Origin of the sequence: Rhodococcus sp. SJ-3 (genome assembly GCF_051918125.1) — a bacterium.
Taxonomy (GTDB): Bacteria; Actinomycetota; Actinomycetes; order Mycobacteriales; family Mycobacteriaceae; genus Rhodococcus.
On record NZ_CM123306.1, the window covers coordinates 3,969,534 to 3,993,784 of the forward strand.

At 66.4% G+C, this 24,251-nt stretch carries 26 protein-coding genes; 17 read left to right on the top strand and 9 right to left on the bottom strand.

The features are described 5' to 3' along the window. Window positions 1-19: 19 nt before the first annotated feature. The 10 genes from dapE to ACTDXD_RS18595 all read left to right on the top strand — a co-directional run bounded on the left by dapE (window position 20) and on the right by ACTDXD_RS18595 (window position 8,623). Window positions 20-1,096, top strand: coding sequence for a succinyl-diaminopimelate desuccinylase (gene dapE / locus ACTDXD_RS18550; RefSeq protein ID WP_440123746.1), 1,077 nt, complete (start codon window positions 20-22; stop codon window positions 1,094-1,096). A gap of 10 nt (window positions 1,097-1,106) precedes the next feature. Beyond that, the gene (locus ACTDXD_RS18555; RefSeq protein WP_440123747.1) at window positions 1,107-1,919 is read left to right on the top strand and encodes a TIGR00730 family Rossman fold protein; all 813 of its coding nucleotides are present in this window, start codon (window positions 1,107-1,109) and stop codon (window positions 1,917-1,919) included. Continuing rightward, window positions 1,913-2,473: a TIGR00730 family Rossman fold protein gene (locus ACTDXD_RS18560; protein ID WP_440123748.1), complete on the top strand. Its 561-nt coding sequence runs from the start codon at window positions 1,913-1,915 to the stop codon at window positions 2,471-2,473. Before ACTDXD_RS18555 ends, ACTDXD_RS18560 begins: the two co-directional genes overlap by 7 nt. 116 nt (window positions 2,474-2,589) lie before the next feature. After that, a complete protein-coding gene (locus ACTDXD_RS18565; RefSeq protein WP_440127698.1) occupies window positions 2,590-4,365 on the top strand; it encodes a long-chain-acyl-CoA synthetase in 1,776 nt (591 codons plus the stop codon). 19 nt (window positions 4,366-4,384) lie between these two features. Then, window positions 4,385-5,362 (top strand): dihydropteroate synthase, encoded by a 978-nt coding sequence (folP, locus tag ACTDXD_RS18570; protein WP_440123749.1) that lies wholly within the window; start codon window positions 4,385-4,387, stop codon window positions 5,360-5,362. Then, window positions 5,359-6,276 carry a glucosyl-3-phosphoglycerate synthase gene (locus ACTDXD_RS18575; RefSeq protein WP_440123750.1) on the top strand — a complete coding sequence of 306 codons (918 nt, stop codon included), beginning with the start codon at window positions 5,359-5,361 and terminating at the stop codon, window positions 6,274-6,276. The genes folP and ACTDXD_RS18575 overlap by 4 nt, the downstream gene beginning before the upstream one ends. A 34-nt stretch (window positions 6,277-6,310) precedes the next feature. Further along, complete coding sequence (locus ACTDXD_RS18580) at window positions 6,311-6,754, top strand: DivIVA domain-containing protein (RefSeq protein WP_440123751.1); 444 nt, start codon at window positions 6,311-6,313, stop codon at window positions 6,752-6,754. Then, complete coding sequence (locus tag ACTDXD_RS18585) at window positions 6,751-7,323, top strand: DNA-3-methyladenine glycosylase I (protein WP_440123752.1); 573 nt, start codon at window positions 6,751-6,753, stop codon at window positions 7,321-7,323. The genes ACTDXD_RS18580 and ACTDXD_RS18585 overlap by 4 nt, the downstream gene beginning before the upstream one ends. A gap of 151 nt (window positions 7,324-7,474) precedes the next feature. Continuing rightward, on the top strand, window positions 7,475-7,642 hold the full coding sequence (locus ACTDXD_RS18590; protein WP_011211259.1) for a DUF3117 domain-containing protein: 168 nt from the start codon (window positions 7,475-7,477) through the stop codon (window positions 7,640-7,642). Between the two features lie 105 nt (window positions 7,643-7,747). Then, window positions 7,748-8,623, top strand: coding sequence for a putative RNA methyltransferase (locus tag ACTDXD_RS18595; RefSeq protein ID WP_440123753.1), 876 nt, complete (start codon window positions 7,748-7,750; stop codon window positions 8,621-8,623). Here ACTDXD_RS18595 and glgA read toward each other — a convergent pair. After that, entirely contained in the window at window positions 8,610-9,782 is a 1,173-nt protein-coding gene (glgA, locus tag ACTDXD_RS18600) for a glycogen synthase (protein ID WP_440123754.1), read from the bottom strand. The two genes, ACTDXD_RS18595 and glgA, sit on opposite strands and share 14 nt — an antisense overlap. Window positions 9,783-9,939: 157 nt before the next feature. Here glgA and glgC point away from each other — a divergent pair, with 157 nt between their 5' ends. Then, window positions 9,940-11,154, top strand: coding sequence for a glucose-1-phosphate adenylyltransferase (gene glgC, locus ACTDXD_RS18605; RefSeq protein ID WP_440123755.1), 1,215 nt, complete (start codon window positions 9,940-9,942; stop codon window positions 11,152-11,154). 52 nt (window positions 11,155-11,206) lie between these two features. Here the strand turns inward: glgC and ACTDXD_RS18610 are convergent, their stop codons facing one another. Continuing rightward, the gene (locus tag ACTDXD_RS18610; protein WP_440123756.1) at window positions 11,207-11,842 is read right to left on the bottom strand and encodes an O-methyltransferase; all 636 of its coding nucleotides are present in this window, start codon (window positions 11,840-11,842) and stop codon (window positions 11,207-11,209) included. 293 nt (window positions 11,843-12,135) lie between these two features. Here ACTDXD_RS18610 and sigE point away from each other — a divergent pair, with 293 nt between their 5' ends. From sigE to tatB, 4 genes are all read left to right on the top strand, one after another. Then, on the top strand, window positions 12,136-12,762 hold the full coding sequence (sigE, locus tag ACTDXD_RS18615; protein WP_440123757.1) for an RNA polymerase sigma factor SigE: 627 nt from the start codon (window positions 12,136-12,138) through the stop codon (window positions 12,760-12,762). A gap of 16 nt (window positions 12,763-12,778) precedes the next feature. Further along, window positions 12,779-13,153, top strand: a complete 375-nt coding sequence (locus ACTDXD_RS18620) for a zf-HC2 domain-containing protein (RefSeq protein ID WP_440123758.1) — start codon at window positions 12,779-12,781, stop codon at window positions 13,151-13,153. Window positions 13,154-13,345: 192 nt separating this feature from the next. Further along, a complete protein-coding gene (locus tag ACTDXD_RS18625) occupies window positions 13,346-14,830 on the top strand; it encodes a trypsin-like peptidase domain-containing protein (RefSeq protein WP_440127699.1) in 1,485 nt (494 codons plus the stop codon). A gap of 65 nt (window positions 14,831-14,895) precedes the next feature. Continuing rightward, a complete protein-coding gene (gene tatB, locus ACTDXD_RS18630) occupies window positions 14,896-15,306 on the top strand; it encodes a Sec-independent protein translocase protein TatB (protein ID WP_440123759.1) in 411 nt (136 codons plus the stop codon). A 59-nt stretch (window positions 15,307-15,365) separates the two neighbouring features. On the opposite strand, the gene ACTDXD_RS18635 is transcribed toward tatB, so the two are convergent. From ACTDXD_RS18635 to ACTDXD_RS18655, 5 genes are all read right to left on the bottom strand, one after another. After that, complete coding sequence (locus tag ACTDXD_RS18635; RefSeq protein WP_440123760.1) at window positions 15,366-16,499, bottom strand: Mrp/NBP35 family ATP-binding protein; 1,134 nt, start codon at window positions 16,497-16,499, stop codon at window positions 15,366-15,368. Between the two features lie 25 nt (window positions 16,500-16,524). Then, a complete protein-coding gene (locus ACTDXD_RS18640; RefSeq protein WP_440123761.1) occupies window positions 16,525-17,406 on the bottom strand; it encodes a lytic transglycosylase domain-containing protein in 882 nt (293 codons plus the stop codon). A 317-nt stretch (window positions 17,407-17,723) separates the two neighbouring features. Continuing rightward, window positions 17,724-18,650 carry a hypothetical protein gene (locus ACTDXD_RS18645; RefSeq protein WP_440123762.1) on the bottom strand — a complete coding sequence of 309 codons (927 nt, stop codon included), beginning with the start codon at window positions 18,648-18,650 and terminating at the stop codon, window positions 17,724-17,726. A 104-nt stretch (window positions 18,651-18,754) separates the two neighbouring features. Further along, window positions 18,755-19,276, bottom strand: coding sequence for a DUF1003 domain-containing protein (locus tag ACTDXD_RS18650; RefSeq protein WP_440123763.1), 522 nt, complete (start codon window positions 19,274-19,276; stop codon window positions 18,755-18,757). Further along, window positions 19,269-20,543, bottom strand: a complete 1,275-nt coding sequence (locus ACTDXD_RS18655; protein ID WP_440123764.1) for a magnesium transporter MgtE N-terminal domain-containing protein — start codon at window positions 20,541-20,543, stop codon at window positions 19,269-19,271. Before ACTDXD_RS18655 ends, ACTDXD_RS18650 begins: the two co-directional genes overlap by 8 nt. Before the next feature lie 58 nt (window positions 20,544-20,601). Between ACTDXD_RS18655 and ACTDXD_RS18660 the strand changes: the two genes are divergently transcribed. Together ACTDXD_RS18660 and ACTDXD_RS18665 are read left to right on the top strand one after the other, a co-directional pair. After that, a complete protein-coding gene (locus ACTDXD_RS18660) occupies window positions 20,602-21,558 on the top strand; it encodes an HpcH/HpaI aldolase/citrate lyase family protein (RefSeq protein WP_440123765.1) in 957 nt (318 codons plus the stop codon). Window positions 21,559-21,605: 47 nt separating this feature from the next. Then, window positions 21,606-22,091 (top strand): general stress protein, encoded by a 486-nt coding sequence (locus tag ACTDXD_RS18665; protein WP_440123766.1) that lies wholly within the window; start codon window positions 21,606-21,608, stop codon window positions 22,089-22,091. 15 nt (window positions 22,092-22,106) lie between these two features. Here ACTDXD_RS18665 and ACTDXD_RS18670 read toward each other — a convergent pair whose 3' ends face one another. Continuing rightward, window positions 22,107-22,766 carry a response regulator gene (locus ACTDXD_RS18670; protein ID WP_440123767.1) on the bottom strand — a complete coding sequence of 220 codons (660 nt, stop codon included), beginning with the start codon at window positions 22,764-22,766 and terminating at the stop codon, window positions 22,107-22,109. Then, entirely contained in the window at window positions 22,757-24,031 is a 1,275-nt protein-coding gene (locus ACTDXD_RS18675; protein ID WP_440123768.1) for a sensor histidine kinase, read from the bottom strand. The genes ACTDXD_RS18670 and ACTDXD_RS18675 overlap by 10 nt, the downstream gene beginning before the upstream one ends. Window positions 24,032-24,251: the final 220 nt, after the last annotated feature.

Consider the following 24,251-nt stretch of genomic DNA (forward strand, 5'->3'; position numbering starts at 1 on the left):
GATTCCGTATTGTGCGGCTATGACCGCTCCACACCTCGACCTGCATGCCGATCCGATCGACCTCACCGCTGCCCTGGTGGACATTCCCAGCGTGTCGCAGGACGAATCGGTCATCGCCGACGCCGTGGAGAAGGCGCTGCGCGAACAGACGTCGGGGTTCGAGGTGATTCGCAGTGGCAACGCTGTTCTGGCGCGCACGAATCGAGGTCTCGGAAGCCGGGTGATGCTCGCCGGTCACCTCGACACGGTGCCGATCGCCGACAACGTGCCGTCGCGGCGCGAGGGCGATCTGATGTACGGGTGCGGGACCTCCGATATGAAGTCGGGCGACGCGGTCTTCCTGCATCTCGCGGCGACGGTCGCCGAACCCGCGCACGACCTGACGCTCGTGTTCTACGACTGTGAGGAGATCGCCGCCTCCTTCAACGGACTCGGCCGAATCGAGTCCGATCTGCGTGAATGGCTCGATGCCGATGTCGCAATCCTCGGCGAGCCCACCGGCGGGCTGATCGAAGCGGGCTGCCAGGGGACGCTGCGGGTGAGGATCACCACGGGCGGTGTGCGAGCACATTCGGCCAGGTCCTGGCTCGGCGACAATGCGATCCACAAGCTCGCGCCCGTACTCGAACGATTGTCGCGGTACGAAGCGCGATCGGTCGACATCGACGGCTGTGTGTACCGCGAGGGACTGTCCGCCGTGCGCCTCGGCGGGGGAGTGGCAGGCAATGTCGTGCCCGACGCTGCTGAGGTCGACGTCAACTTCCGGTTCGCACCGGACCGCAGCCCCGACACCGCCCTCGCCCACGTGAAGGAGGTTTTCGCCGGCCTCGACATCGAGATGGAGCTGACCGACATGTCGCCGGGTGCCCTGCCCGGGCTGGCGAATCCCGCAGCGGCAGCGCTGGTCGCGGCAGCCGACGGGCGCTTCCGCGCCAAATACGGATGGACCGACGTGTCGCGGTTCGCCGCCTTGGGAATCCCCGCCGTCAACTACGGCCCGGGCGACCCGAACCTCGCGCACAAGCGGGACGAGAACGTCGACGTGCGTCACATCACCGAGGTGACCGCGGTGCTCCGCGGGTACCTCACCCGATAACGTGACCGACATGCCAGGCGACGAACCCCCCGCGAACTCGGACAGTCGACGCGACCGCGACGAGGTCGTGCATCGCGGGCCCGTGCAGTTGCGCGGCGATCGTGCGTTCGAGTCCACCATGATGGATCAGCGTCTGCTCGACCGGCGAGGGCCTGCCGACTGGGTGCACACAGACCCGTGGCGGGTGCTGCGAATTCAGAGTGAATTCGTCGAGGGGTTCGGCGCACTCGCCGAGGTGCCACGCGCCGTCGCGGTGTTCGGGTCGGCGCGGACGCCGACGGACCACGCGGACTACGAGATCGGTCGCCGTCTCGGTGCTGCACTCGTCGAAGCCGGATACGCCGTGATCACCGGTGGTGGCCCCGGAGCGATGGAAGCCGCGAACCGGGGCGCGAGCGAGTCGGGGGGATTCTCGATCGGGCTGGGTATCGAATTGCCATTCGAGCAGTCACTCAATGATTGGGTGGATCTGGGCCTGAACTTCCGGTACTTCTTCGCGCGCAAGACGATGTTCGTGAAGTACTCACAGGCGTTCGTCTGCCTGCCCGGCGGATTCGGAACGCTCGACGAACTGTTCGAAGCGGTCACGCTGGTTCAGACCCACAAGATCACCCAGTTCCCGATCGTGTTGTTCGGCACCGAGTACTGGTCGGGCCTGCTCGACTGGATCCGCGCGACGATGCTGCGCGAGGGCAAGATCTCGGCGGAGGACTTCGATTTGATCTCGGTTACCGACAGCATCGACGAAGCGGTGCAGATCATCGTCGCCGCGCACCGCGGTGAGGACGAACACGAGCTCTACGGTGAGGAGGCCTCATGGTGAGCGAGTCCGGTCTGGCGGTGTGCGTCTACTGCGCGTCCGGTCCGGTGCACGAGTCGTACCTCGGGTTCGCGACCGCGGTCGGCACGGCGCTGGGACGTCGCGGATGGCGGCTGGTCTCCGGCGGGGGCAACGTGTCGATGATGGGTGCGATCGCCGAGGCCGTCCGCGCTGCGGGCGGGCACACGCTCGGAGTCATCCCGAAGGCGCTCGTGCACCGTGAGGTCGCCGATGTCGACGCGGACGAACTCGTCGTCACCGATACGATGCGCCAGCGCAAGGAGATCATGGAGAACCGCGCCGACGCGTTCATCACCCTGCCCGGTGGTATCGGCACCCTCGAGGAGCTCTTCGAAACCTGGACCGCGGGATACTTGGGAATGCACGACAAACCCATGGTGCTGCTCGATCCGGTCGGGCACTACACCGGATTGCTCACGTGGCTGGAGTCTATGGTCGACACCGGGTTCGTGGCTCGGCGGGCGCTCGATTCCCTGCAGGTCACCGCGGATATCGAGGATGCGCTCGACCGGTGTGGCGCGGCCGCTCGGATGTAGAGGGGGTTTCGTTCGGCCGATCGATTATCTACTCTTCGGTAAGTTCGGGGGAGCTGCGACTTCTTTCGAGCCTGCTGCCCAGCCGACCGCCGTGAGGAACGAAGTTGACCAAGTCCGTGTCCACCGAGCGTGATTCGACCGTCTCCCCGCTCGACCTGCTTGCCCAACTACCGGCCATGCTGCCGGATGCACCGAGCCTGCTGCGCGGAGCACTCGGCATGACCCGCACTCCGAAGGCCCGCGAGACGATCGGTTCGGTCTTCCAGAAACTCGCCGAGCGTCGGCCCGACCGGCCGTTCCTGCGTTTCGACGGCGACACACTGAGCTACGGCGATGCGAACGCACAGGTCAACCGGTACGCGGCGGTGCTGACGGCGCGGGGCGTGCGGGTCGGCGACGTCGTCGGCATCCTCATGACGAACAGGCCCGAAGCACTCCTCATCACGCTCGCAGCGGTCAAACTCGGTGCCGCGGCAGGCATGCTCAACAATCACCAACGTGGCGAGGTCCTTGCCCACAGTCTCGGTCTACTCGACAGCCGGGTCCTCGTGATCGGTGAAGAGTGCGAGGACGCGATCGAGTCCCTCGACGGACCACCGCAGGCGGAGGCGGTGCTGCGCGTCGACGAGCTCGACTCACTCGCCGCCGAGGCAGATTCCGCGAACCCCGCGGTCACCGAACGTCTACAGGCCTCCGAGACCGCGTACTACATCTTCACCTCGGGGACGACAGGTCTGCCCAAAGCCAGCAAGATGTCGCACTTCCGCTGGCTCAAGTCGATGTCGGGGCTCGGAGGACTGGGTGTCCGATTGCGCCGCGACGACACTCTGTACTGCTGCCTGCCGCTCTATCACAACAACGCACTGACGGTCGCGCTCTCGTCGGTGCTCGGTTCCGGCGCGACCCTCGCGCTGGGCCGCAAGTTCTCGGCGTCGGGATTCTGGTCGGATGCCCGACGCAACGGAGCCACCGCGTTCATCTACATCGGTGAGATCTGCCGCTACCTGCTCAACCAGCCGGCGCGTCCCGACGACCGTGACAACGGCATCCGGCTGATGGTGGGCAACGGCCTGCGACCCGAGATCTGGACCGAGTTCACCGACCGCTTCGGAATCGACCGTGTCGCAGAGTTCTACGGCGCAAGCGAATGCAACATCGCATTCATCAACGCGCTCAACCAGACTCGCACCGCGGGAATCTGCCCGCTCCCGCACGCAGTGGTGGAATACGACCCCGATACGGGCAAAGCGCGACGCGGTGCCGACGGGCATCTCGAGAGCGTCCGGCGAGGTGAGGTCGGTCTGCTCCTCGCGAAGGTCACGTCCCGCGCCCCCTTCGACGGCTACACCGATCCCGAGGCAACCGAAGCCAAACTCGTCCGCGACGGGTTCGACGACGGCGACGTCTGGTTCGACACCGGCGACCTCGTCCGCAAACAGGGATTCATGCACGTCGCGTTCGTCGACCGACTCGGCGACACCTTCCGGTGGAAAGGCGAGAACGTCGCAACCACCCAGGTCGAAGGGGCGGTATCGTCGCACGAGTCGATCGCCGAAGCCGTCGTCTACGGGGTCGAGGTGCCCGGCGTAGAAGGCCGCGCAGGCATGGTCGCGGTGACGCTGAATCCGGACTCGGAATTCGACGGCGCGGCACTCTCCTCAGCCCTGCACCACGCGCTCCCGGACTACGCGGTACCGCTGTTCGTGCGGATCGTCGACGAGCTCGAACACACGACGACCTTCAAGAGCCGCAAGGTGGATCTGCGCAAACAGGGCTTCACCGACACCGGGTCCGACGCGGTGTTCGTTCTCGCAGACCGCTCCGACGGATATCGCCCCCACTACGACGGATACGTCGAGGCAGTCACTCGGGGTGAAATCCCCCGACGCTGATCATGTCAGGATGGGAGCCATGACCGGTTCCGCCGCAGAGGTTCCCGAGCTGCCCGCACAGCGCGACGTGCGCCCACCCGGGCATGCATCCCCGACGCTGGGTGGACGACCGTCTCCGACGCTGGGTGGACGACCGTCTCCGACGCTGTGCGGCCGGCCGGTCGCGACCGACCGAGCCCTCGTGATGGCGATCGTCAATCGCACCCCGGACTCCTTCTACGACCGGGGCGCGACGTTCACCGACGATGCAGCCCTGGCCGCAGTCGACCGCGCCGTTGCCGAGGGAGCCGATCTCGTGGACATCGGCGGTGTCAAGGCAGGACCGGGCGACCTCGTCGACACTGCTGAGGAGATCAGACGGGTCGTACCCTTCGTCGCAGCGATCCGTGAGCGATATCCGGACGTGCTCATCAGCGTCGATACGTGGCGCAGCGAGGTGGCGCGGCGCGCGGTCGCCGAAGGCGCCGATCTGATCAACGACACGTGGGCGGGCGCCGACCCCGAACTCGTCGACGTCGCGGCAGAGCTCGGCGTGGGCATCGTGTGCTCCCACACCGGCGGCGCGACCCCTCGGACCCGCCCTCACCGGGTGCGGTACGCCGACATCGTTGCCGAGGTCGCGGCCGAGGTCGTCGGCGCTGCCGAGGACGCAGCGCGGCGAGGCGTCGCGCCCGACTCGATCCTCATCGATCCCACCCACGATTTCGGGAAGAACACCTATCACGGGCTCGAATTGTTGCGGCACGTGGACGTTCTCGTAAATAGCGGGTGGCCTGTGCTCATGGCGCTCAGCAACAAGGACTTCGTAGGCGAGACTCTGGGAGTCGAACTCGCCGAGCGGTTGGAGGGCACATTGGCAGCGACAGCATTGTCCGCGGCAGCAGGAGCGAGGGTGTTCCGGGTGCACGAGGTCGCAGCGACCCGCCGCGTGGTCGACATGACGGCCGCGATCGTCGGCACCCGCCCGCCCGCCCGCACGGTCAGGGGTCTGGCATGAGTGCTCCCACACGCACCTGGAGTGAAGCGAACAGCTGGGACCGTCCCACATGGACGGTCGCCGAACTCGAGCGCGCCAAGGCAGGGCGCACAGTGACCGTGGTGTTGCCCGCCCTCGACGAGGAGGACACCGTCGGAAGGGTCGTCGACACGATCCACCCTCTCCTGGGTGGTCTCGTCGACGAGCTGGTGGTGCTCGACTCGGGTTCCACGGACGACACCGTGGCCCGCGCGCGTGCCGCCGGTGCACGCACGATCTCCCGCGAGGAAGCAGTGCCCGGTGTGCCACCGGTCCCAGGCAAGGGCGAGGTCCTGTGGCGGTCGATCGCGGCGACGTCCGGCGACCTGATCGCGTTCGTCGATTCCGATCTCATCAACCCGGATCCGGCGTTCGTGCCGAAGCTCCTCGGCCCGCTGCTGCTCGGAGACGGAATCCACCTCGTCAAGGGCTTCTACCGGCGTCCCCTTCGGGTCAGTGGAGCCGAGGACGCCTCCGGAGGTGGCAGGGTCACCGAACTGGTCGCCCGGCCGCTGCTCGCCGCTCTGCGGCCGGAACTGACGTGTGTCCTCCAACCTCTCGGAGGCGAATACGCGGGTACCCGCGAGCTGTTGCAGTCGGTGCCGTTCGCACCGGGTTACGGCGTCGAGATCGGACTACTGCTCGACACGTACGACCGGCTCGGTCTCGATGCGATTGCCCAGGTCAACCTCGGCGTGCGCAAGCATCGGAACCGGCCCCTGTCCGAGCTCGGCGCGATGAGCAGGCAGATCGTCGGGACGATGCTGGGTCGCTGCGGAATCGCGGATTCGGGTGCGCCCCTGACCCAGTTCCTCGTCGACGGCGACTCGTTCAGCCCGGTCGAGACGCGCGTGAGCCTCGAGGACCGTCCACCCATGGCGACCATCACCGGTTGACCCGGTTGTCGGTGCGGCGTGTCAAGATCGAGGGATGCTGACGGTTCTGCTGTACGTGCTCGTCATCGTCGTCGTCGGCGCCGCGCTGTTCTTCGTCGCGAGTGTGGTGTTCGGGCGTGGTGAAGCGCTCGCACCCATCCCGCCCGGCACCACAGCCACTGTTCTGCCCGCGTCCGACGTGACGGGCACCGACGTGCGAGATCTACGCTTCCAGCAGACTCTGCGCGGATACAAGATGGGCGAGGTCGATTGGGCACTCGATCGGCTCGCTCGCGAGATCGACGAACTCAAGGCGCGGATCGAGGAGTACGAGGTGTCCGCCGAGACGCCGGGCGACGACGTGCCCGTGCCCCACGATCGAGTCGTCGAGAAACCGGACGACGAGCACGACGATCCCGGGTCTCGCGAATCCACGCGACCGGCGGAGTCCGAGGCCGAGAGGGAGAAGCAGGACGCCGACGAAGGAGCGACGTCATGACCGAGGACCAACGGGCGCGCTGTCCCTGGGCGGTCGATCGCGCCGGCGAGACGCTCTACCGCGACTACCACGACACCGAGTGGGGACGTGAACTGCACGGCCGCGACGAACTGTTCGAACGGCTGGCCCTCGAGGCGTTCCAGTCGGGGCTTTCGTGGTTGACGATCCTGCGTAAACGCGAGAGATTCCGCGCGGCGTTCGACGGTTTCGATGTCGACATCGTGGCTCGCTACGACGAGGAGAAAATCGCGGCGCTTATGGCCGATGCCGGCATCGTCCGCAATCGGCTCAAGATCGAGGCAGTGGTGTCGAACGCGCGAGCGGTACTCGATCTCACCGACTCCGACCTCGACACGTTGCTGTGGTCGTTCGCGCCGCCGCGGCGCGCCGAGCGGTTCGACTCCGCGGAGCGGATTCCCGCGGTGACCGAGGAATCGAGGGCGATGGCGCGCGAACTCAAGCGCAGGGGATTCCGTTTTGTGGGCCCCACCACTGCGTATGCCCTCATGCAGGCCACCGGTATGGTCGACGACCACGTTGCGGAGTGCTGGGTTCGAACGGACGCTTGACCTACTGCGCGCGGGCACCCGCGGGAGTCCGCTGTCCAGCGAGGACCGCGATAGGGAACAATGGTGGAGCGCGCATCGTCGACCGCGACGAGGCAACCACACGGTAACCCACGCGCCCGGAGGTCGGGTGCAGATTTGGAGGGAGCAGAGGATGGCGGCCATGAAGCCCCGGACCGGGGACGGTCCCCTCGAAGCAACCAAAGAGGGACGAGGAATCGTCATGAGGGTTCCACTCGAGGGCGGCGGACGTTTGGTCGTCGAGCTCACGCCGGACGAGGCTGCGGCCCTCGGCGACGAACTCAAGAGTGTCACCAGCTGATCAGCGCCTCTTTCGACGTTTCCGGGTCTCGCGCTGCTGTCTGTGCGCGAGGCCCGGATTCGTATCGGCGAGACCTGCCGTGCGCGTCGTGGATGAAGGGAAACCATGCTCGACTCGGTGATCGACCTCCTCGCGTGCCCGCATTGTGAATCCGCGATGGATCTCGACGACACGGCGGTGTTGTGCGAACGCGGCCACAGCTTCGACATCGCACGCCAGGGCTACGTTTCTCTCTTGAGCGGTGCGGCGACCCGATTCACCGGCGACACGGCAGAGATGATCGCCGACCGCGCCGCGTTCCTCGATGGAGGCCACTACGACCCGATCCGCGAGGCAGTGAGGGCTGCGTGCGCGTCCGTCCCGTCCGATTCGGGTGTGCTCGAGGTGGGCGCGGGCACCGGGGGCTACCTTGCCTCGGTACTCGACGGGTTGCCGGGTTCCCGAGGTATCGGTCTCGACGTGTCGAAGCCGGCGGCGCGCCGAATCGCTCGCAGTCATCCCCGTACCGGCGCCGTCCTCGCGGATGTGTGGGCGCAGATCCCGGTGCGATCCGGGACGCTCGGGCACGTCCTGTCGGTGTTCGCCCCGCGCAACGCGTCCGAGGCGCACCGGGTCCTCGAGCCCGGCGGTGTGCTCGTGGTGGCCACTCCGGCACCGGAACACCTGCGTGAACTCGTGTCGCTGCCCGGGATGGTCAGCGTCGACGAACACAAGACCGAACGTCTGTCGTCGGCGCTGTCCGGGCGATTCGAGCGACACGCTCGCACCGAGGTGCGTTTCGCGATGCAACTGACCCGCACGGCGCTCGTCGCTCTCGTGGGAATGGGCCCGTCCGCCTTCCATCTCACCGCGGCGCAGCGCGCCGAGATGGTGGAGGCACTGCCCGACGATTTCGAGGTGACCGCATCGGTGACGGTGTCGACGTGGAGCCGGAAGCCCGGTGACGGCGCCCGGCGAGACGGGGAGGTCAGCGGCGGCTGATCGCGTCCTGATAGACCACCAGGGTGGCCCGCGCGATCTGCGCCCATGAGAACTCGCTGATCGCCCGCGCTCGCCCGGCACGTCCGAATTCGGCCGCGCGCGCGGGGTCGGAGGCGAGATCGTTGACGGCGTCCGCGAGAGCGTGTTCGTAGACTGCGGGTTCGTACGAGTTGTAGTGCACAAGCGTGCCGGTGACGCCGTCCTGCACGACCTCGGGGATCCCACCCACATCCGATGCCACTACGGCGGTCTCGCACGCCATCGCTTCCAGGTTGACGATACCGAGTGGCTCGTACACCGAAGGGCATACGAAAACCTGAGCGGCAGCGAGCAGCTCGCGGACCGATTCTCGCGGGAGCATCTCCTGAACCCAGATGACGTTGCCCCGCGAACTCTGCAATTCGGCGACAGCTCGTTCGGTGTCCGCTGCGAGCTCCGGGGTGTCGGGAGCACCTGCACACAACACGAGTTGGATCTCGGGCGCGATGCGGTGTGCGGCGGCGATCAGATGACCGAGGCCCTTCTGACGGGTGATGCGGCCGACGAACACGGCAATCGGCGCGGTGGGATCGACACCGATCGTCGGAAGCACCGATTCGGAATCGGGCGGGAGGGGGCCCGGATGCCACACCGAGGTGTCGATCCCGTTTCGCACCACGTGGACGCGCGCGGGGTCGACGAACGGATAGGCGTCGAGAACGTCGAGCCGCATACCGTCGCTGACGGCGATGACCGCGTCCGCGTACTGCACGGCGTTGCGTTCGGACCACGACGAAATCCGGTAACCACCACCGAGCTGTTCGGCTTTCCACGGGCGCCGGGGCTCGAGCGAGTGAGCGGTGAGGACGTGGGGGACGTCGTACAGGTCTGCGGCGAGATGACCGGCGAGACCCGAGTACCACGTGTGTGAGTGGACGATGTCCGCCCCGGCCGCCCCGTGGGCCATACGCAATTCCGCTGACAGGGTGGTCAATGCAGCGTTGGCGCCGGAGAGTGCCGGGTCGGGGGAATGCACGATCGCGGTCTCGCGGGGCCCTCCCATGCAATGCACGTCGACCTCGCACAGGCGCCGTAGTTGCGACACCAGCTCGGTCACGTGAACGCCTGCGCCGCCGTACACCTCGGGCGGATACTCCCGTGTCATCATTGCCACCCGCACCGCATCAAACTATCCGGCCGCAGAAGTTCCGGCCACTCGATCTCCGAACGCCGGGACGAGGGGACATCACAGGCCGCCGCACCCCGACGGGGTCGCCGACTTCTCCGAGTTCTCACTTGGCTGGCGGCATCGTAGGCAGTGCGGATAGGTTGAGCGTGTGAGGAGCCAGCCACATGTGCTTGGAATCGTGCTCGCCGGCGGCGAGGGTAAGCGGCTGTATCCGTTGACCGCGGACCGCGCGAAGCCCGCGGTGCCGTTCGGAGGTGCCTACCGTCTGATCGATTTCGTGCTGAGCAACCTCGTCAACGCGGGCTATCTGCGTATCTGCGTGCTGACGCAGTACAAGTCGCACTCGCTCGATCGGCACATCTCCCAGACCTGGCGGCTGTCCGGTTTCACGGGGGAATACATCACCCCGGTGCCCGCGCAGCAGCGTCTGGGGCCACGCTGGTACACAGGGAGTGCCGATGCGATCCTGCAGTCGTTGAACCTCGTGTACGACGAGGATCCCGAGTACATCGTGGTGTTCGGCGCCGACCACGTCTACCGCATGGATCCCGAGCAGATGGTGCGTCAGCACATCGAATCCGGAGCCGGCGTGACCGTTGCGGGCATCCGGGTCCCGCGCAGCGAAGCGTTCGCCTTCGGATGCATCGACAGCGACGAGTCCGGCCGCATCACCCAGTTCCTCGAAAAGCCTGCCCACCCGCCCGGCACTCCCGACGACCCCAACGTGACCTTTGCCTCCATGGGCAACTACGTCTTCACCACGAAGGTGCTTGTCGAGGCGTTGCGAGCGGATTCCGAGAATTCCGACTCGGACCACGACATGGGCGGCGACATCATCCCCGCTCTCGTCGCGCAGGGTGCAGCGCACGTCTACGACTTCAACAACAACGTGGTGCCGGGTGCCACCGAACGCGACCGCGCCTATTGGCGCGACGTCGGCACGCTCGACGCGTTCTACGACGCACACATGGATCTGGTGTCCGTTCACCCCATCTTCAATCTGTACAACAGGCGCTGGCCGATCCGCGGTGCGGCCGAGAACCTCCCGCCCGCGAAGTTCGTACAGGGCGGCCTCGCGCAGGAGTCGATCGTGGGGGCAGGGAGCATCCTGTCGGCCGCGACCGTCCGTAACTCGGTACTCAGCTCCAATGTCATGGTCGAGGACGGCGCCACCGTCGAGGGCAGTGTGCTGATGCCCGGGGTGCGCATCGGTAAGGGCGCGGTCGTGCGTCACGCAATTCTCGACAAGAATGTCGTCGTCGGAGACGGCGAGATCATCGGAGTCGATCTCGAACGCGACCGTCAGCGCTTCGCGGTGAGCAACGGAGGGGTCGTCGCCATCGGCAAGGGCGTGTGGATCTAGCTCACCCTGGTGCGCCCGGTGCCCAGCTCATACGCACGGCTGTGCGCGGCGCTCAGCTCATACGCACAGCGCACAGCAGTCCGTCACCGAGAGGCAGGACCACAGGAGCAAGCCGGTCGTCCTGAGAGATGGCACGGGCCGCCTCACGAACAGCGAGCACCGTCGAGTCTCGCGCTGCCGGGTCTGCGACACGCCCGTCGAGCAGTGCATTGTGCAGCACGATGACCCCGCCGGGCCTGAGCAGCCGTACGCCTTCCCGGACGAAGTGCGGATGGTCGGCGGGGGTGGCGTCGACGAAGACGAGGTCGTATCCGGAATCCGCGAGGCGAGGCAGCACGTCGAGTGCCCGGCCGTTGATCAGCCGGGTTCGGGAGGCGACCATCCCGCCGTCACGGAACGCGATCTTGGCGGCCCGCTGGTGCTCGGGTTCGCTGTCGATGGTGGTGAGGACGCCGTCCTCGCGGAGTCCGTGGAGCAACCACAGGCCGCTGACACCGGCGCCGGTGCCGATCTCGACGACGGTGCGCGCATCGAGCATGCGCGCGAACAGCGACAACGCTGCGCCCACGGACGGAGATACGGGTTCGGCGCCGAGATCGAGGGCGCGTTCGCGCGCGTTGACGAGGGCATCGTCCTCGACGACGACATTCTCCGCGTGGGCCAGGATCCGGTCGGCATTGGTCTGCACCCTGATGAGGCTATCGTCGCGACCGCATCAGTGCAGGCAGGCGCGCCCCAGAATCCCGCGTTCGTGGTTTCTCAGCTGACTTTCAGGGTACTCATACGGCGTCCACATCGCTGTGGTGAAAAGTAATGGTCGGATACGCAACAGACCGCCGGTTCGACGATTGCGCAAGACCTATCGGAAAGGTCGACGAAGGGGCACCAGCGGAAATAGATTCCCGCGTCCGAGCGTTGACCACCGGAAGAATGTCGTTTTTTTCGATCAGCGGTCCCGAAGAGGAGGATCCACCGATCCACATGCAAAGATCCGATACCGTCCCCACCTCCGACGTGTGCACGTCTGCCGACACCGATATGAGTGGAACAGCAGTGTTCGATGCCACCGGTGATCGTGCTTCCATGCCGTCATGGGACGAGCTGGTCCGTCAGCACGGCGACCGCGTGTACCGGCTTGCCTACCGACTTTCCGGCAACGCACAGGACGCCGAAGATATCACCCAGGACACATTCATCAGGGTGTTCCGTTCACTGCAGGACTACCAGCCGGGCACTTTCGAGGGCTGGCTGCATCGAATCACCACGAACCTCTTCCTGGACATGGTGCGCCGCCGGAATCGCATCCGGATGGAAGCGCTGCCGGAGGACTACGATCGGGTACCGGCCCACGGGCCGAACCCCGAGGAGATCTACCACGACGCTCGCCTCGGTGCCGATCTGCAGTCCGCACTGGACTCGCTGGCACCGGAGTACCGTGCCGCGGTGGTGCTCTGTGACATCGAGGGACTCTCGTACGAAGAGATCGGTGCCACACTGGGGGTGAAGCTCGGTACGGTGCGTAGTCGTATCCACCGGGGTCGCCAGGCGCTGCGCGAGCACCTGCGCGAGCATGGGAAGGTCGAAGTCGGTCGCGTCGATGCGGGGTAGCCGCCAGGAGGATTTGATGACGATGGTGCAACCACCTCGCAGGTTCGGTTCTACGGAGCACCTGGCCAGCGAAGCCGTTGCCGCATTCGTCGACGGAGAGCTCCGGATGTCGGCGTACCTCCGCGCCGCACAGCATCTGTCCATCTGTGGCGAATGCGCGACCGAGGTCGAAGCGCAGGAACAGGCCCGTCGCGCATTGCGGTCGGCGGCCCGTCAGGCCCCGGCGATGCCGTCCTCGCTGCTCGGGGCGCTGAGCAACATTCCCAGCCATCTCTGTGACAAGCCGGGCACCGACCCTACTCGTCTGTCGGGTCCGGGAGGTCTGTTCGACGCCGCCGCCCAGGATCCGTGGAGCGCCACACGCCGGTGGTCGATCCGCCGTCGTCGGTGACAGCGAGCAGGCGGTAGCAGCAGAGACAGTGCCATCGGTGATACTGGGCTGCGTGACGGACCTACACGGGGGAGACGGACACGCGTGAGCGGCGATTCTGTGCAACGGACGGGTGTGCAACGTAACGGGCGAGGCGACGCCGGGACCGGCGACAACAGGGTCGGCGACAACGACACTGCGCCCGCCGACGGTATGCCCGATGCCGCTTCGGGTCGGTCCGGGGAGATTGCAAGACCCGTCGATGCGCCGCGCCTCGAACCAAGGCCCGTGTATCGGCCTATCGTCGACCCGTCCGCTGCGCAGGTCTTCGGTCGGCCTGCCGGTGCCGTCGGTTCCTTCGGCGGGAGCTCCCGAGACCGGACACCCGACCCGCGGATCCAGCATGCGCCTCCGGCCGATCCGATCTTCGCGGAAGCGTACGGACGTCCCGACGAGAGTGTCGATACTCTTCAGCGCCCGCCAGGGGACCCCGACGAAGGCCCTGCCGAGACGACGCCGCCCGACCCGTGGCGCAACCCGGATTCGGCCGTGCGACTCGGTCCTCCCATTGCGGACACGGCGCCGGACGAACTGCCGCCCGCACGCAAATTGGCTCTTCGGGAAGTGCTCTTCGACCGTCGCGTCGAGCCACGTGCCCTCGCCACTCTCGCCGCCGTAGCCGTCGTCATCGGAATGGTCGGCGGGCTCGTCGTCGCTCTGATGCTGTCCGAGAACGGATCGCTGACCAGTCGCGGTGTATCGCTGACGCAGGTTGCGGCAGGCGAGGATGTCCCGACCGGCACTGTCGCCCAGGTTGCCGACGCCGTCCTGCCCGCGGTCGTGTCGATCCAGGTCACGCTCGGCCAGGACGCCGGAACCGGATCAGGTGTCGTGATCGACGGGGAAGGCTACATCGCTACCAACAACCACGTGGTGTCGATGGCCGCGAACAATCCCGAAGCCAACGTGCAAGTGTCGTTCAACGACGGTACGAAGGTGCCTGCGTCGATCGTGGGGCGCGACATCAAGACCGATCTGGCGATCCTGAAGGTTGATGATGTCGACAATCTGGTCGTCGCCGAACTCGGCCGTTCCGAGGACGTCCAGGTCGGCGAGGACGTCGTCGCGGTCGGTTCGCCCCTCGGCCTGAACAAGACCGTCACGCGTGGCATCGTCAGTGCGCTGCATCGGCCCATGCGGTTGAACGGACAGGGCACCGACACCGACGCGGTCATCGACGCCGTGCAGACCGACGCGGCCATCAACCCGGGTAATTCGGGTGGACCGCTCATCGACTCGGAAGGCCGGGTCATCGGCATCAACTCGGCGATCAAGTCGGAGACCGGCGGATCGGTCGGTCTGGGCTTCGCGATCCCGATCGATACCGTCACCGAGGTTTCGCAGGCGCTCATCACCGACGGTGTGATGCATCATCCTGAGATCGGTGTGAATGCTCGGACCGTTGTCAACGATGTTGCCAGTGGCGCCGAGGTGGCCAATGTGCAGCAGGGGAGCCCGGCTCAGCAGGCAGGCATCGTCGAAGGCGACGTGATCGTCAAGGTCGGCGACCGAGAGGTCACGAGCGCGGACGAACTCGTCGTCGCAGTTCATCTGCAGGCGATGGATCAGCCGGTCACCGTGCAGTTGGTGCGTGAGGGCCGCCTGGTCGACATCGAGGTCACACCGGTATCGGATTGATCATGAGGGATTGTGACATCTGCTGTGGGTGCTGCAATCCTGCGTGGACCACGTAGTCTGGTGCCGTGTTCGGCAACATCGGTTGGGGCGAGTTCATGGTCCTCCTCATCGCGGCCCTCGTGGTCCTCGGTCCGGAGCGACTTCCGGGTGCGGTGTCGTGGGTGACCAAGTCACTTCGGCAGGTGCGTGAGTATGCGTCGGGTGCCCGTCAGCAGCTCAAGGACGAACTCGGGCCCGAATTCGACGATCTTCAGAAGCCGCTGTCCGATCTCAACCAGCTGCGGGGCATGACGCCGAAGGCCGTCATCACCAAGCATCTTCTCGACGGCGACGACTCGATCCTCACGGGCAACTTCGATTCCCCGACGGCCAATGGGCCCGGTGGGGGCCCTCGCAGTTCGGCGCCTTCGCGGCCGGACATGTCGAAGCCCCTCGCTCCGGGCGAGATTCCGCCGATCGATCCCGACGCGACGTAGTGTCCTCGCCCCGAGGAGGGGCTCTGCGTCCCTGAGGGGCGGTGCTGCTTCTCTGCGGCTCAGAGATGCCGGGTGGTGTCGATCCCCAGTGACATGCCTGCCAGACCACGACGACGCACGGCGAGTTTCTCGGCGATCTCCCGCATCGCGATGCCCGGTGCGGAATCCGGTGCGCTGAGGACGATCGGGGTGCCCGCGTCGCCCGCCTCACGGATCGCAGGGTCGAGGGGGATCTGGCCCAGCAGTGGCACCTCGGCTCCGACTGCGCGTGAGAGCCGCTCTGCGACTGCCTGGCCGCCGCCGGTACCGAAGACATCCATCTTGGTGCCGTCGGGTAGTTCGAGCCACGACATGTTCTCGACAACGCCCGCGATGCGCTGACGGGTCTGCAAGGCAATCGAGCCGGCACGCTCGGCGACCTCCGCTGCTGCCTGCTGCGGGGTGGTCACCACGAGGATCTCCGCGTTGGGGATCAGCTGCGCAACCGAGATCGCGACGTCGCCCGTACCGGGCGGGAGGTCCAGCAGCAGCACGTCGAGATCGCCCCAGAAGACATCGGCGAGGAACTGCTGCAGTGCCCGGTGGAGCATGGGGCCGCGCCATACCACCGGGGTGTTCCCCTCGGTGAACTGGGCGATCGAAATCATCTTCACTTCGTGCGCGATGGGCGGCACGATCATCCGTTCCACCTGGGTGGGCTTCGCGGACGTGCCGAGCATGCGGGGGATCGAGTGGCCGTAGATGTCGGCATCGAGCACACCTACGGACAGCCCGCGATCGGCCATCGCAGCTGCGAGGTTGACGGTGACCGACGATTTGCCGACGCCGCCCTTGCCGGAGGCCACCGCGTAGACGCGGGTGAGCGAACCGGGCTGAGCGAACGGGATGACGGGTTCGGTGGAGTCACCGCGAAGGGACTTGCGAAGGGCCGTGCGCTGCTCGTCGTTCATCACGTCGAGGGTCACTCGGATCTCGCCCACGCCCGCCACGTCGGCTACGGCCTTGGTGACCCGATCGGTGATCTCGGTACGCATCGGGCACGCGGCCGTCGTGAGATACACCTCGATGTCGACACTGCTGTCGTCGCGGATTTCGACGCTCTTGACCATTCCGAGGTCCGTGATGGGCTTGCGGATCTCCGGATCCTGGACCCGTGCGAGCGCGCTTCGGATGTCGGACTCAAGGACTGCCATGGTGACCATGGTAGGTGGCGGTGGTTCAGTGGATCCGCGGCAGGTCGGCAGCGCTGGGTGTGATGCCGGTGGAGTAGGCGGCAGACCAGGCGAGGACGTTCGCGACGTACGCCATCGAGTTGTTGTAGCGGTGGATGGCTTTCGTCGAGTGCGCGAGGTTACGCATGTCGAGGCCACCGTCGCACAGGTAGCGCGCGGTGGTCAGGGTGGAGTCGTAGAGGTTCTGGGGATCGGACTTGCCGTCACCGTTGCCGTCGCCCGCGTACTGGGTCCACGTGGTGGGGATGAACTGCATCGGCCCCACGGCCCGGTCGTATACGGAATCGCCGTCGAGGACGCCGCCGTCCGTGTCGTGGATCACGGCCTGGCCGGGGAGGCTGCCGTTGAGCGGAAGGCCGATCACGGGCTCGTTGAGGTTTCCGAGATCGTCGGCCTGGCCTCCGTTGGCATGCCCGGATTCGACGCGGCCGATTCCCGCGAGCAACGTCCAGTACATGCCACAGCCGGGATTTTCCTCGTTGAGGATCCGTTCGGCGTTGAGGTAGGCGTCGAAGTTGATGCCGGGAATTCCGAGGGGGCCTTCGTGCAGGACCTTGGGCTCGGGTTCCGGCGCGGGAGCGGCCTTCGGTGTGGGCGCGGCAGCGGGCTCCGGAGCGAGCATGACATTCTGGGCGACCGCGGTGACCTGCGGGATATCGATCGAGTTCACGGCCGCGGCGATGTCGTCGATCGGCGTCGCAGCAGTTGCAGGCTCGGTTTCGTGCTGGTGGATCCCGAGCAGGGTGCGGGGCGATGCGCCCGCGGTGGTGGCGGCTGCGGCAACCAAGCCCACCGGCACCAACCCCGTCATGGCAATGACGGAATTGCGACGGAGTTTCGAATCCAATGGCTTAGCGTGCCGGCCCACTACTACCTCCCTCGGGCATCTCGTCGAGATGCCTCCGTTATATGGCCGGGCCGACACTACAGGATTCGATGCGCTTCCGTTACTCAACCGTGATGTAACGCAGGTTTACGGATACTCGGGGCCGGCGTCATCGCCGGTGGCGACGGAAATCGAAAACCCGCGGTCGAGGCGCCTGCGAGGGGATCGAGTGGCCGCGGAGGGGAGGATGCGTCCGTTATGTGTATGTGATTTTAGTAACAGGTCGACGGGTGGGAATGTCCGACTTCGGGTGGGAGCGTCCGGGGAATGTCACTGCTGGAATGTCCCGCTCTTGAATGTCACGGCTCGCAGAGGGTGGGGACGAGGCAGGGTATTTCCGGCAGTTCCGGAATCGTCATCATGGGCAGGCCCGGCGCGGCAGGAGTGGTCGCCTCGGTGGCCTGCTCATCGTTCGTGTCCGGTGTGGCAGGAGCGGCAGCGTCGGTGGTGGGCATCGGCACGACCGGAGGGGTGGGGACAGCGGTCGGTGGTACCGCAGGGACTGCCGGGGCCACCTCTGCGCCCTTCTTGTAGGCGGCAGACCATTTCTGGACATTCGCCAGGTACTCGGGGGAGGGATCGAACATTGCGGCGACCCGCGCTTCGCCTGCTTCGTCTCGCGCGGGCGCGCCGTCCGCGCAGGCCCACGCCCCCGCTGCGAGTGTCGCATCGAACACGTTCTGCGGGTCCGTCACTCCGTCGACGTTTCCGTCCGAGGGGAATCGCTCCCACGCGCCGGCCGGAAGCTGCATCGGGCCGACGCGGCCGTCGGGTGTCGTCCGTGCTGTGGCGAGTGTGCCGAGGACGTCTGTTCGCCCGTTGTCGGCATGATTCGATTCGAGGCGCCCGATCGCTGCCAGCAGATGCCACGACAGTCCGCACTCCGGCGAATTGATCGCGAGCTGCATCTCGGCGGCGCGGTATGCGTAGAACACGAGTTCAGGGATTGCGAGGGGGCCGTCGCCGAGTATGGCGAACCCGTCACCGGGCATCGCAGGGGGCGTCTGTGACAGCGGATCCGTCGGGTCGCCGGTGGCTGCGGACGGATTGCGCATCGCCTGCGGGGTCGCCGGCTCGGCGGGCAGAACGCCCACATTCCGTACGGCGGCGGTGTGCGCGGGTTCGAGATCGGCCGCGGCGCCGCTCGGTGCGGGCGCCGAGGCTGTCGCGGCGAAACCTGCTGCAGCGAGCAACGGAACAACAATCAGAGTCGTTTGCCAGCGCACCTGGACACCCCACCTTCGACCGAACCTACGTCACCACTGTTGTGACGCACATTACAGAACGGGTTCGGGTTATGTGCAACCGGACGTTGCGGTATCGGATGTCCTCAGCGTCGCGGTGGCCTCACCGGACCGGGACCGACCTCGTCGCCCTTGTCGGCATCGATGATCAGAGTCTTCAGGTCTTCCAGTTCTCGTCGCAGATAGTCGCGTGTCGCGACCTCGCCGACGGCAAGTCGCAACGCCGCAAGCTCACGTGCGAGGAACTCGGTGTCGGCCTTCGTTTGCTCGGCCCGTGTCCGGTCTTCCTCGAGCGACACCCGGTCGCGGTTCTCCTGCCTGTTCTGGGCGAGCAGGATCAGCGGCGCCGCATACGCGGCCTGCGTCGAGAACGCGAGATTGAGCAGGATGAACGGATACGGATCCCACTGCAGGCTCACCGCGAAGACATTGAGCACAATCCAGACGATCACCACGATCGTCTGGATCGCCAGGTAGCGGCCGGTGCCGAGGAATCGTGCGATCGACTCGCTGACGCGGCCGACGGCCTCCACATCGAAGTTCACCCGGAACCGGGAGGTACGGGGAGTCTCGAGCCGCTGTGTGCCCAACGGGTTGCGGTCACTCATCCTCTTCCTCCTCTTCACGCCAGTCCTCGGGCAACAGATGGTCGAGCACGTCGTCGACACTCACCGCACCGAGCAGGTGCTGCTCGTCGTCCACGACCGGAGCGCACACCAGGTTGTACGTCGCGAAGTAACGCGTTACCGAAGCCAGAGAATCCTCGGGATCGAGTCGCGGGAGATCGTTGTCGATGACACCGCCGACGAGGCTTGCCGGCGGTTCTCGAAGCAATCGTTGCAGATGAACGCAACCCAGATAGCGGCCGGTCGGTGTCGCGGTCGGGGGGCGGACCACGAACACCATCGACGCCAGTGCGGGGGTCAGATCCGGATTGCGTGCCCGAGCGAGTGCCTCGGCGACCGTGGTCGCCGGAGTCAGAACGACCGGCTCCGGAGTCATCAGGCCGCCCGCGGTGTCGGGAGAGTGTTCGAGCAGGCGGCGCACCGGCTCGGAATCTTCCGGGTTCATGCGCTGAAGGAACCATTCGGCGTCGGTCTCCGGCAGCTCGCCCATCAGATCGGCGACGTCGTCCGGGTCCATGGCCTCGAGAACGTCGACGGCACGGTCGACCTCGAGGTGTTTGAGGAGATCCGTCTGGTCGTCTGCCGGTAGCTCTTGGACGATGTCGGCGAGTCGTTCGTCGTCGAGTGCGGCGGCTACTTCGTTGCGGCGTTTGATCGGGAGATCGCGCAACACGTTGGCGACGTCGGCGGGACGCATGTCCTCGAACTGGAGCAGCAACTGTGAGACACCCTGCCCGGGTAGAGCGAGGGCCTGCTGAGTCAGGCCGTGCACGTGCTGCCACTCCACGACGTGCACGGGCGCGCGACGCGCCAGCCGTCCCCGATGCCGTCGCACCGCGACACGCGAGACCAGCCAATCCCGGCTGCGGGTGAGATCGATCCCGAGATCGACGACGGTGACGTCCGCTCCCTGGAGGTCGGAGAGCTCCGGGTCGTCGACGCGCACGCGGGAGTCGAGCACCTGCGCGAGGGCGAGCACCTCGGAGGGACGCTGAGTGAACCTGCGAAGGCTCACGTTGCCGGTGACGAGCGTGACCGAACCCGGCGCGATCGCCGTCACCCGCAGCATCGGAACGAAGATCCGTTTCCTGGTGGGAAGCTCGACGACCAGGCCGAGCACGCGCGGAGGCTGACGGCCTATTCGTATGGTGAGCACGACGTCGCGGACACGACCGATCGATTCGCCGTCGGGGCCGAGCACGACCAGGCCCGCCAGCCTCGCTGCGAATACCTTGCTCACTGCTGCCATGATTGCCAGGCTAGAGGCTAGGTATGTCGATCACGGAACACGGAGGCTCGGTCACCCCATGTCGTTCTCATTCAGGCCCCGACGGTCAGTACTTGCGGTTCCGGGCAGCAGCCGGAAGATGATCGACAAGGCCAAGGGGTTGCCTGCCGACGCGCTCTTCCTCGATCTCGAGGACGCCGTATCGCCGCTCGCCAAGGAACAGGCGCGCACGACCATTGTCGAAGCGCTGAACGAAGACGGTTGGGGTGACCAGCTCAAAGTCGTACGTGTCAACGACTGGACGACCGACGCCACCTACCTCGATGTGTCCACCGTCGTCGGTGGCGCGGGCGCGCATCTCGACGCGATCCTGCTGCCCAAGGTGCCGGACGCGAGCCACGTGAAGGCGCTCGATCTGCTGCTCACCCAGGTGGAGAAGGCACACGGACTCGAGGTCGGGCGGATCGGGATCGAACCGCAGATCGAGGATGCGCTGGGGCTGACGAACATCAACGAGATCGCGACGGCCAGTCCTCGCGTGCAGACCCTCGTGTTCGGCCCCGCCGACTTCATGGCGAGCATCAACATGCGCACTCTCGTCGTGGGCGAACAGCCCGAGGGCTACGACCGCGGTGACGCTTACCACCACATCCTCATGACGATCCTGATGGCCGCGCGGGCACACGGACTTCAGGCTATCGACGGACCGTACCTGCAGATTCGCGACGTCGAGGCGTTCCGCCGATCGGCGCAGCGCTCGGCAGCGCTCGGATTCGACGGCAAGTGGGTGCTGCACCCCAGCCAGATCGATGCTGCCAACGAGGTGTTCAGCCCGCGGCAGGAGGACTACGACAAGGCGGAGATGATTCTCGACGCCTACGAGTGGCACACCTCCGCAGCGGGCGGCGCGCGCGGCGCCGCGATGCTCGGTGACGAGATGATCGACGAAGCGAGCCGGAAGATGGCCCTCGTCATCTCGGCGAAGGGCCGTGCCGCGGGGATGACCCGGACCACCTCGTTCGAGCCGCCGAAGTAGGCGGATCCCGGCAGAATGGACACGGACTGCAACGAGAAGGAGCCAGAATGACGAATCCCATGGGGCCCGGACGTCAGGCGCCGGGACTGCCTGAACCGCCGAGCGGATGGCCTGTCGGTTCGTACTCGACATACGCAGAAGCGCAGCGCGCCGTCGACCACCTGTCCGATCAGAACTTCTCGGTCGAGGACGTCACGATCGTCGGCGTCGACCTGATGCAGGTCGAGCGCGTCACGGGTCGGCTGACGTGGGCCAAGGTGATCGGCGGCGGCATCGTCTCCGGTGCGTGGCTCGGCCTGTTCTTCGGTCTGCTGCTCGGGATCTTCTCCACCGACTTCCTGGGGCCGCTGCTCGTGGGTCTCGTCGGCGGCATCATCTTCGGGTTGATCTCGGCGACGATCCCGTACGCAGCAACGCGAGGGCAGCGCGACTTCTCGTCGACGATGCAGCTGGTCGCGGGACGCTACGACGTGCTGTGCGAGCCGCGTAGTGCAGAGACGGCACGCGACCTGCTCGCGAAGCTGGCCTTGTAGGCGCGCCCGCACACTTCAGCCGGGCCTGCCGGTCGCTTCGAGATGCCGGAGCACGGCGACGACTCGCCGGTCGGAGTCGTCGCCGGCATACAGGCCGAGTTTGGCGAAGATGTTCCGAATGTGCTTGTGGACAGCATTTTCCGTGATGAACAGCCGTGTCGCTATCGCACCGTTGCCCAGTCCTTCGGCCATCACGGCCAGTACTTCCCGTTCTCGCGTGGTCAGGTCGGAGAGTCGGTCGGCCGCGCGTTGCCGCGCAAAGAGCTGCGCCACTACTTCGGGATCGATCGCAGTGCCACCGCGGGCAACTCGGTGCAGCGCCTCCATGAACGTGCCGACCCGCCCGACGCGTTCTTTGAGCAGGTATCCGGTGCGGTCGGCTCCGCCCGCAAGCAGTTCGGTGGCGAAACTCTGCTCCACGTAGGCCGAAAGCACCAGAACCGCGAGATCGGGATGGGCCGCCCGGGCCGCGACGGCTGCCCGGATCCCCTCATCGGTGTGGGTCGGCGGCATCCGGACGTCGACGATCGCGACGTCCGGGCGGTGCTCTTCGACGGCGTAGAGGAGTGCCTCGGGATCGCCCACCGCCGTAACGACGTCCAGCCCCTCGCCGCGCAGCAACAGCACGAGCCCTTCCCTCAGCAACGCGTCGTCTTCGGCCACCACTATCCGCACGGGATCACCGCTTCCACGATCGTCGGCCCGCCGGCCGGACTGTGCACCCGCATCGCCCCGTCGTGGGCCTCGATGCGTCCCCGGATTCCGGCCAGCCCGGATCCGTGCCCGATGACAGCACCGCCGGAACCGTCGTCTTCCACCTCGATCACGAGCTCGTCGCCTCGCTGCCGCACTCGCACCTCCGCTCGCCGTGCCCCACTGTGGCGGGTGACATTGGTGAGCGCCTCGGCCACTGTGTAATAGGCGATGGCTTCGAGGGCCACAGGACATCGCGATATCACGCGTGTGTCGACCCGGGTCTCCACCGGGCACTGCGCTGCCAGCGCCGACAAGGCTCCCGACAGGCCATCGGATTCGAGGACCGGCGGCAGGATGCTGCGCACCACCGAGCGCAGCTCCGCCAAGGCCGCCTCGACGCTCTGTTGAGCGCGCTCGAGCAGAGGGTCTGCGGTGGACGGGTCGCGGGCCAGCGCCTGGCGGGCTGCGCCGGTGAGTACGGCGACGGTCACGAGCCGATTCTGAGCGCCGTCGTGCAGCGCCCGCTCGATCCGGCGCAACTCCACGGCATGCGCGTCGAGGGCAGCCGCTCGTGTTGCGGTGAGTGCCGCGACGCGTGCGGACAGGTCGACGTCCGGATGCGGGGCCAGCAACCGGATGCCGGGGGCAACCTGTGCCCGGAGAAGCAGCGGAGGCAACGCGAACCACAGGATCGCCCAGCAGAGACCGGTGACGAGTGCCCAGCGCGCACCGTCCCACGAGTCGACGGTGACGAAGCCACCGAGGATGGTCGCGCCGCCTGACGGCACCGAACTCCACCACAGCGGAGCACTGAGCTCCTCCACCGCATTCGAGAGCAGTTCCAACGGCAGCAGGCCGACGACGAGTCCGAACGTCGCGTGGATGCACATCCATGCGATGTCTCGTCGAGGTCCGGGATCGGAGCGCAGGAACCGCCAGGCCTCTCGCGATTCTGTGGGAATGTGGGAGTACGGCGAACGCACGGGATGGCCGAGCGCACTCAGTCGTCGCCGTTCCAGATCCGCGATCGACCGGACGACGGTCAGCACCGGTCCGAGCAGAACCACTCCGATACCCACCAGGCAGAGCAGCCCCACCACGATCAGCGCACTCACCCCGAAGAGTGCCAGCACAGCAGTGCCGGCCCCGAGCACCAGCCATTTGGTCGCGTGGGCTGCATTCCTCACCGCTGCAACCGCTTTCTCGCGCGGCGCGGTTCGTCGAACGGCATCACCGACGGGCACAGGTTCTCCTCGGACTCTCCAGCAGCGGAGGTTGTGGTTGTGCGACGACACTATGTCGCCTCCGCGTGCGAGGTCCATGCGTGTGCACTGTCGGCGGAAAAGGTACAGCCTGCCGTACCGGAAGCCGGTAGGCGCCGGGATGTCGGGACGTCGCGACCGCTCATAGCGTCGAGCCCAGTGGAACGACGGCCTCGAAACAGCGGCCTCGAAACAGTGGCGT

Bases quoted from the DNA above. Each gene is read 5' to 3' on its own strand.
- dapE (WP_440123746.1), top strand. From the start codon at position 20: ATGACCGCTCCACACCTCGACCTGCATGCCGATCCGATCGACCTCACC.
- ACTDXD_RS18555 (WP_440123747.1), top strand. From the start codon at position 1,107: ATGCCAGGCGACGAACCCCCCGCGAACTCGGACAGTCGACGCGACCGC.
- ACTDXD_RS18560 (WP_440123748.1), top strand. From the start codon at position 1,913: ATGGTGAGCGAGTCCGGTCTGGCGGTGTGCGTCTACTGCGCGTCCGGT.
- folP (WP_440123749.1), top strand. From the start codon at position 4,385: ATGACCGGTTCCGCCGCAGAGGTTCCCGAGCTGCCCGCACAGCGCGAC.
- ACTDXD_RS18575 (WP_440123750.1), top strand. From the start codon at position 5,359: ATGAGTGCTCCCACACGCACCTGGAGTGAAGCGAACAGCTGGGACCGT.
- ACTDXD_RS18580 (WP_440123751.1), top strand. From the start codon at position 6,311: ATGCTGACGGTTCTGCTGTACGTGCTCGTCATCGTCGTCGTCGGCGCC.
- ACTDXD_RS18585 (WP_440123752.1), top strand. From the start codon at position 6,751: ATGACCGAGGACCAACGGGCGCGCTGTCCCTGGGCGGTCGATCGCGCC.
- ACTDXD_RS18590 (WP_011211259.1), top strand. From the start codon at position 7,475: ATGGCGGCCATGAAGCCCCGGACCGGGGACGGTCCCCTCGAAGCAACC.
- ACTDXD_RS18595 (WP_440123753.1), top strand. From the start codon at position 7,748: ATGCTCGACTCGGTGATCGACCTCCTCGCGTGCCCGCATTGTGAATCC.
- sigE (WP_440123757.1), top strand. From the start codon at position 12,136: ATGCAAAGATCCGATACCGTCCCCACCTCCGACGTGTGCACGTCTGCC.
- ACTDXD_RS18620 (WP_440123758.1), top strand. From the start codon at position 12,779: ATGACGATGGTGCAACCACCTCGCAGGTTCGGTTCTACGGAGCACCTG.
- ACTDXD_RS18625 (WP_440127699.1), top strand. From the start codon at position 13,346: ATGCCCGATGCCGCTTCGGGTCGGTCCGGGGAGATTGCAAGACCCGTC.
- ACTDXD_RS18635 (WP_440123760.1), bottom strand. From the start codon at position 16,499: ATGGCAGTCCTTGAGTCCGACATCCGAAGCGCGCTCGCACGGGTCCAG.
- ACTDXD_RS18650 (WP_440123763.1), bottom strand. From the start codon at position 19,276: ATGAGTGACCGCAACCCGTTGGGCACACAGCGGCTCGAGACTCCCCGT.
- ACTDXD_RS18655 (WP_440123764.1), bottom strand. From the start codon at position 20,543: ATGGCAGCAGTGAGCAAGGTATTCGCAGCGAGGCTGGCGGGCCTGGTC.
- ACTDXD_RS18660 (WP_440123765.1), top strand. From the start codon at position 20,602: ATGTCGTTCTCATTCAGGCCCCGACGGTCAGTACTTGCGGTTCCGGGC.
- ACTDXD_RS18665 (WP_440123766.1), top strand. From the start codon at position 21,606: ATGACGAATCCCATGGGGCCCGGACGTCAGGCGCCGGGACTGCCTGAA.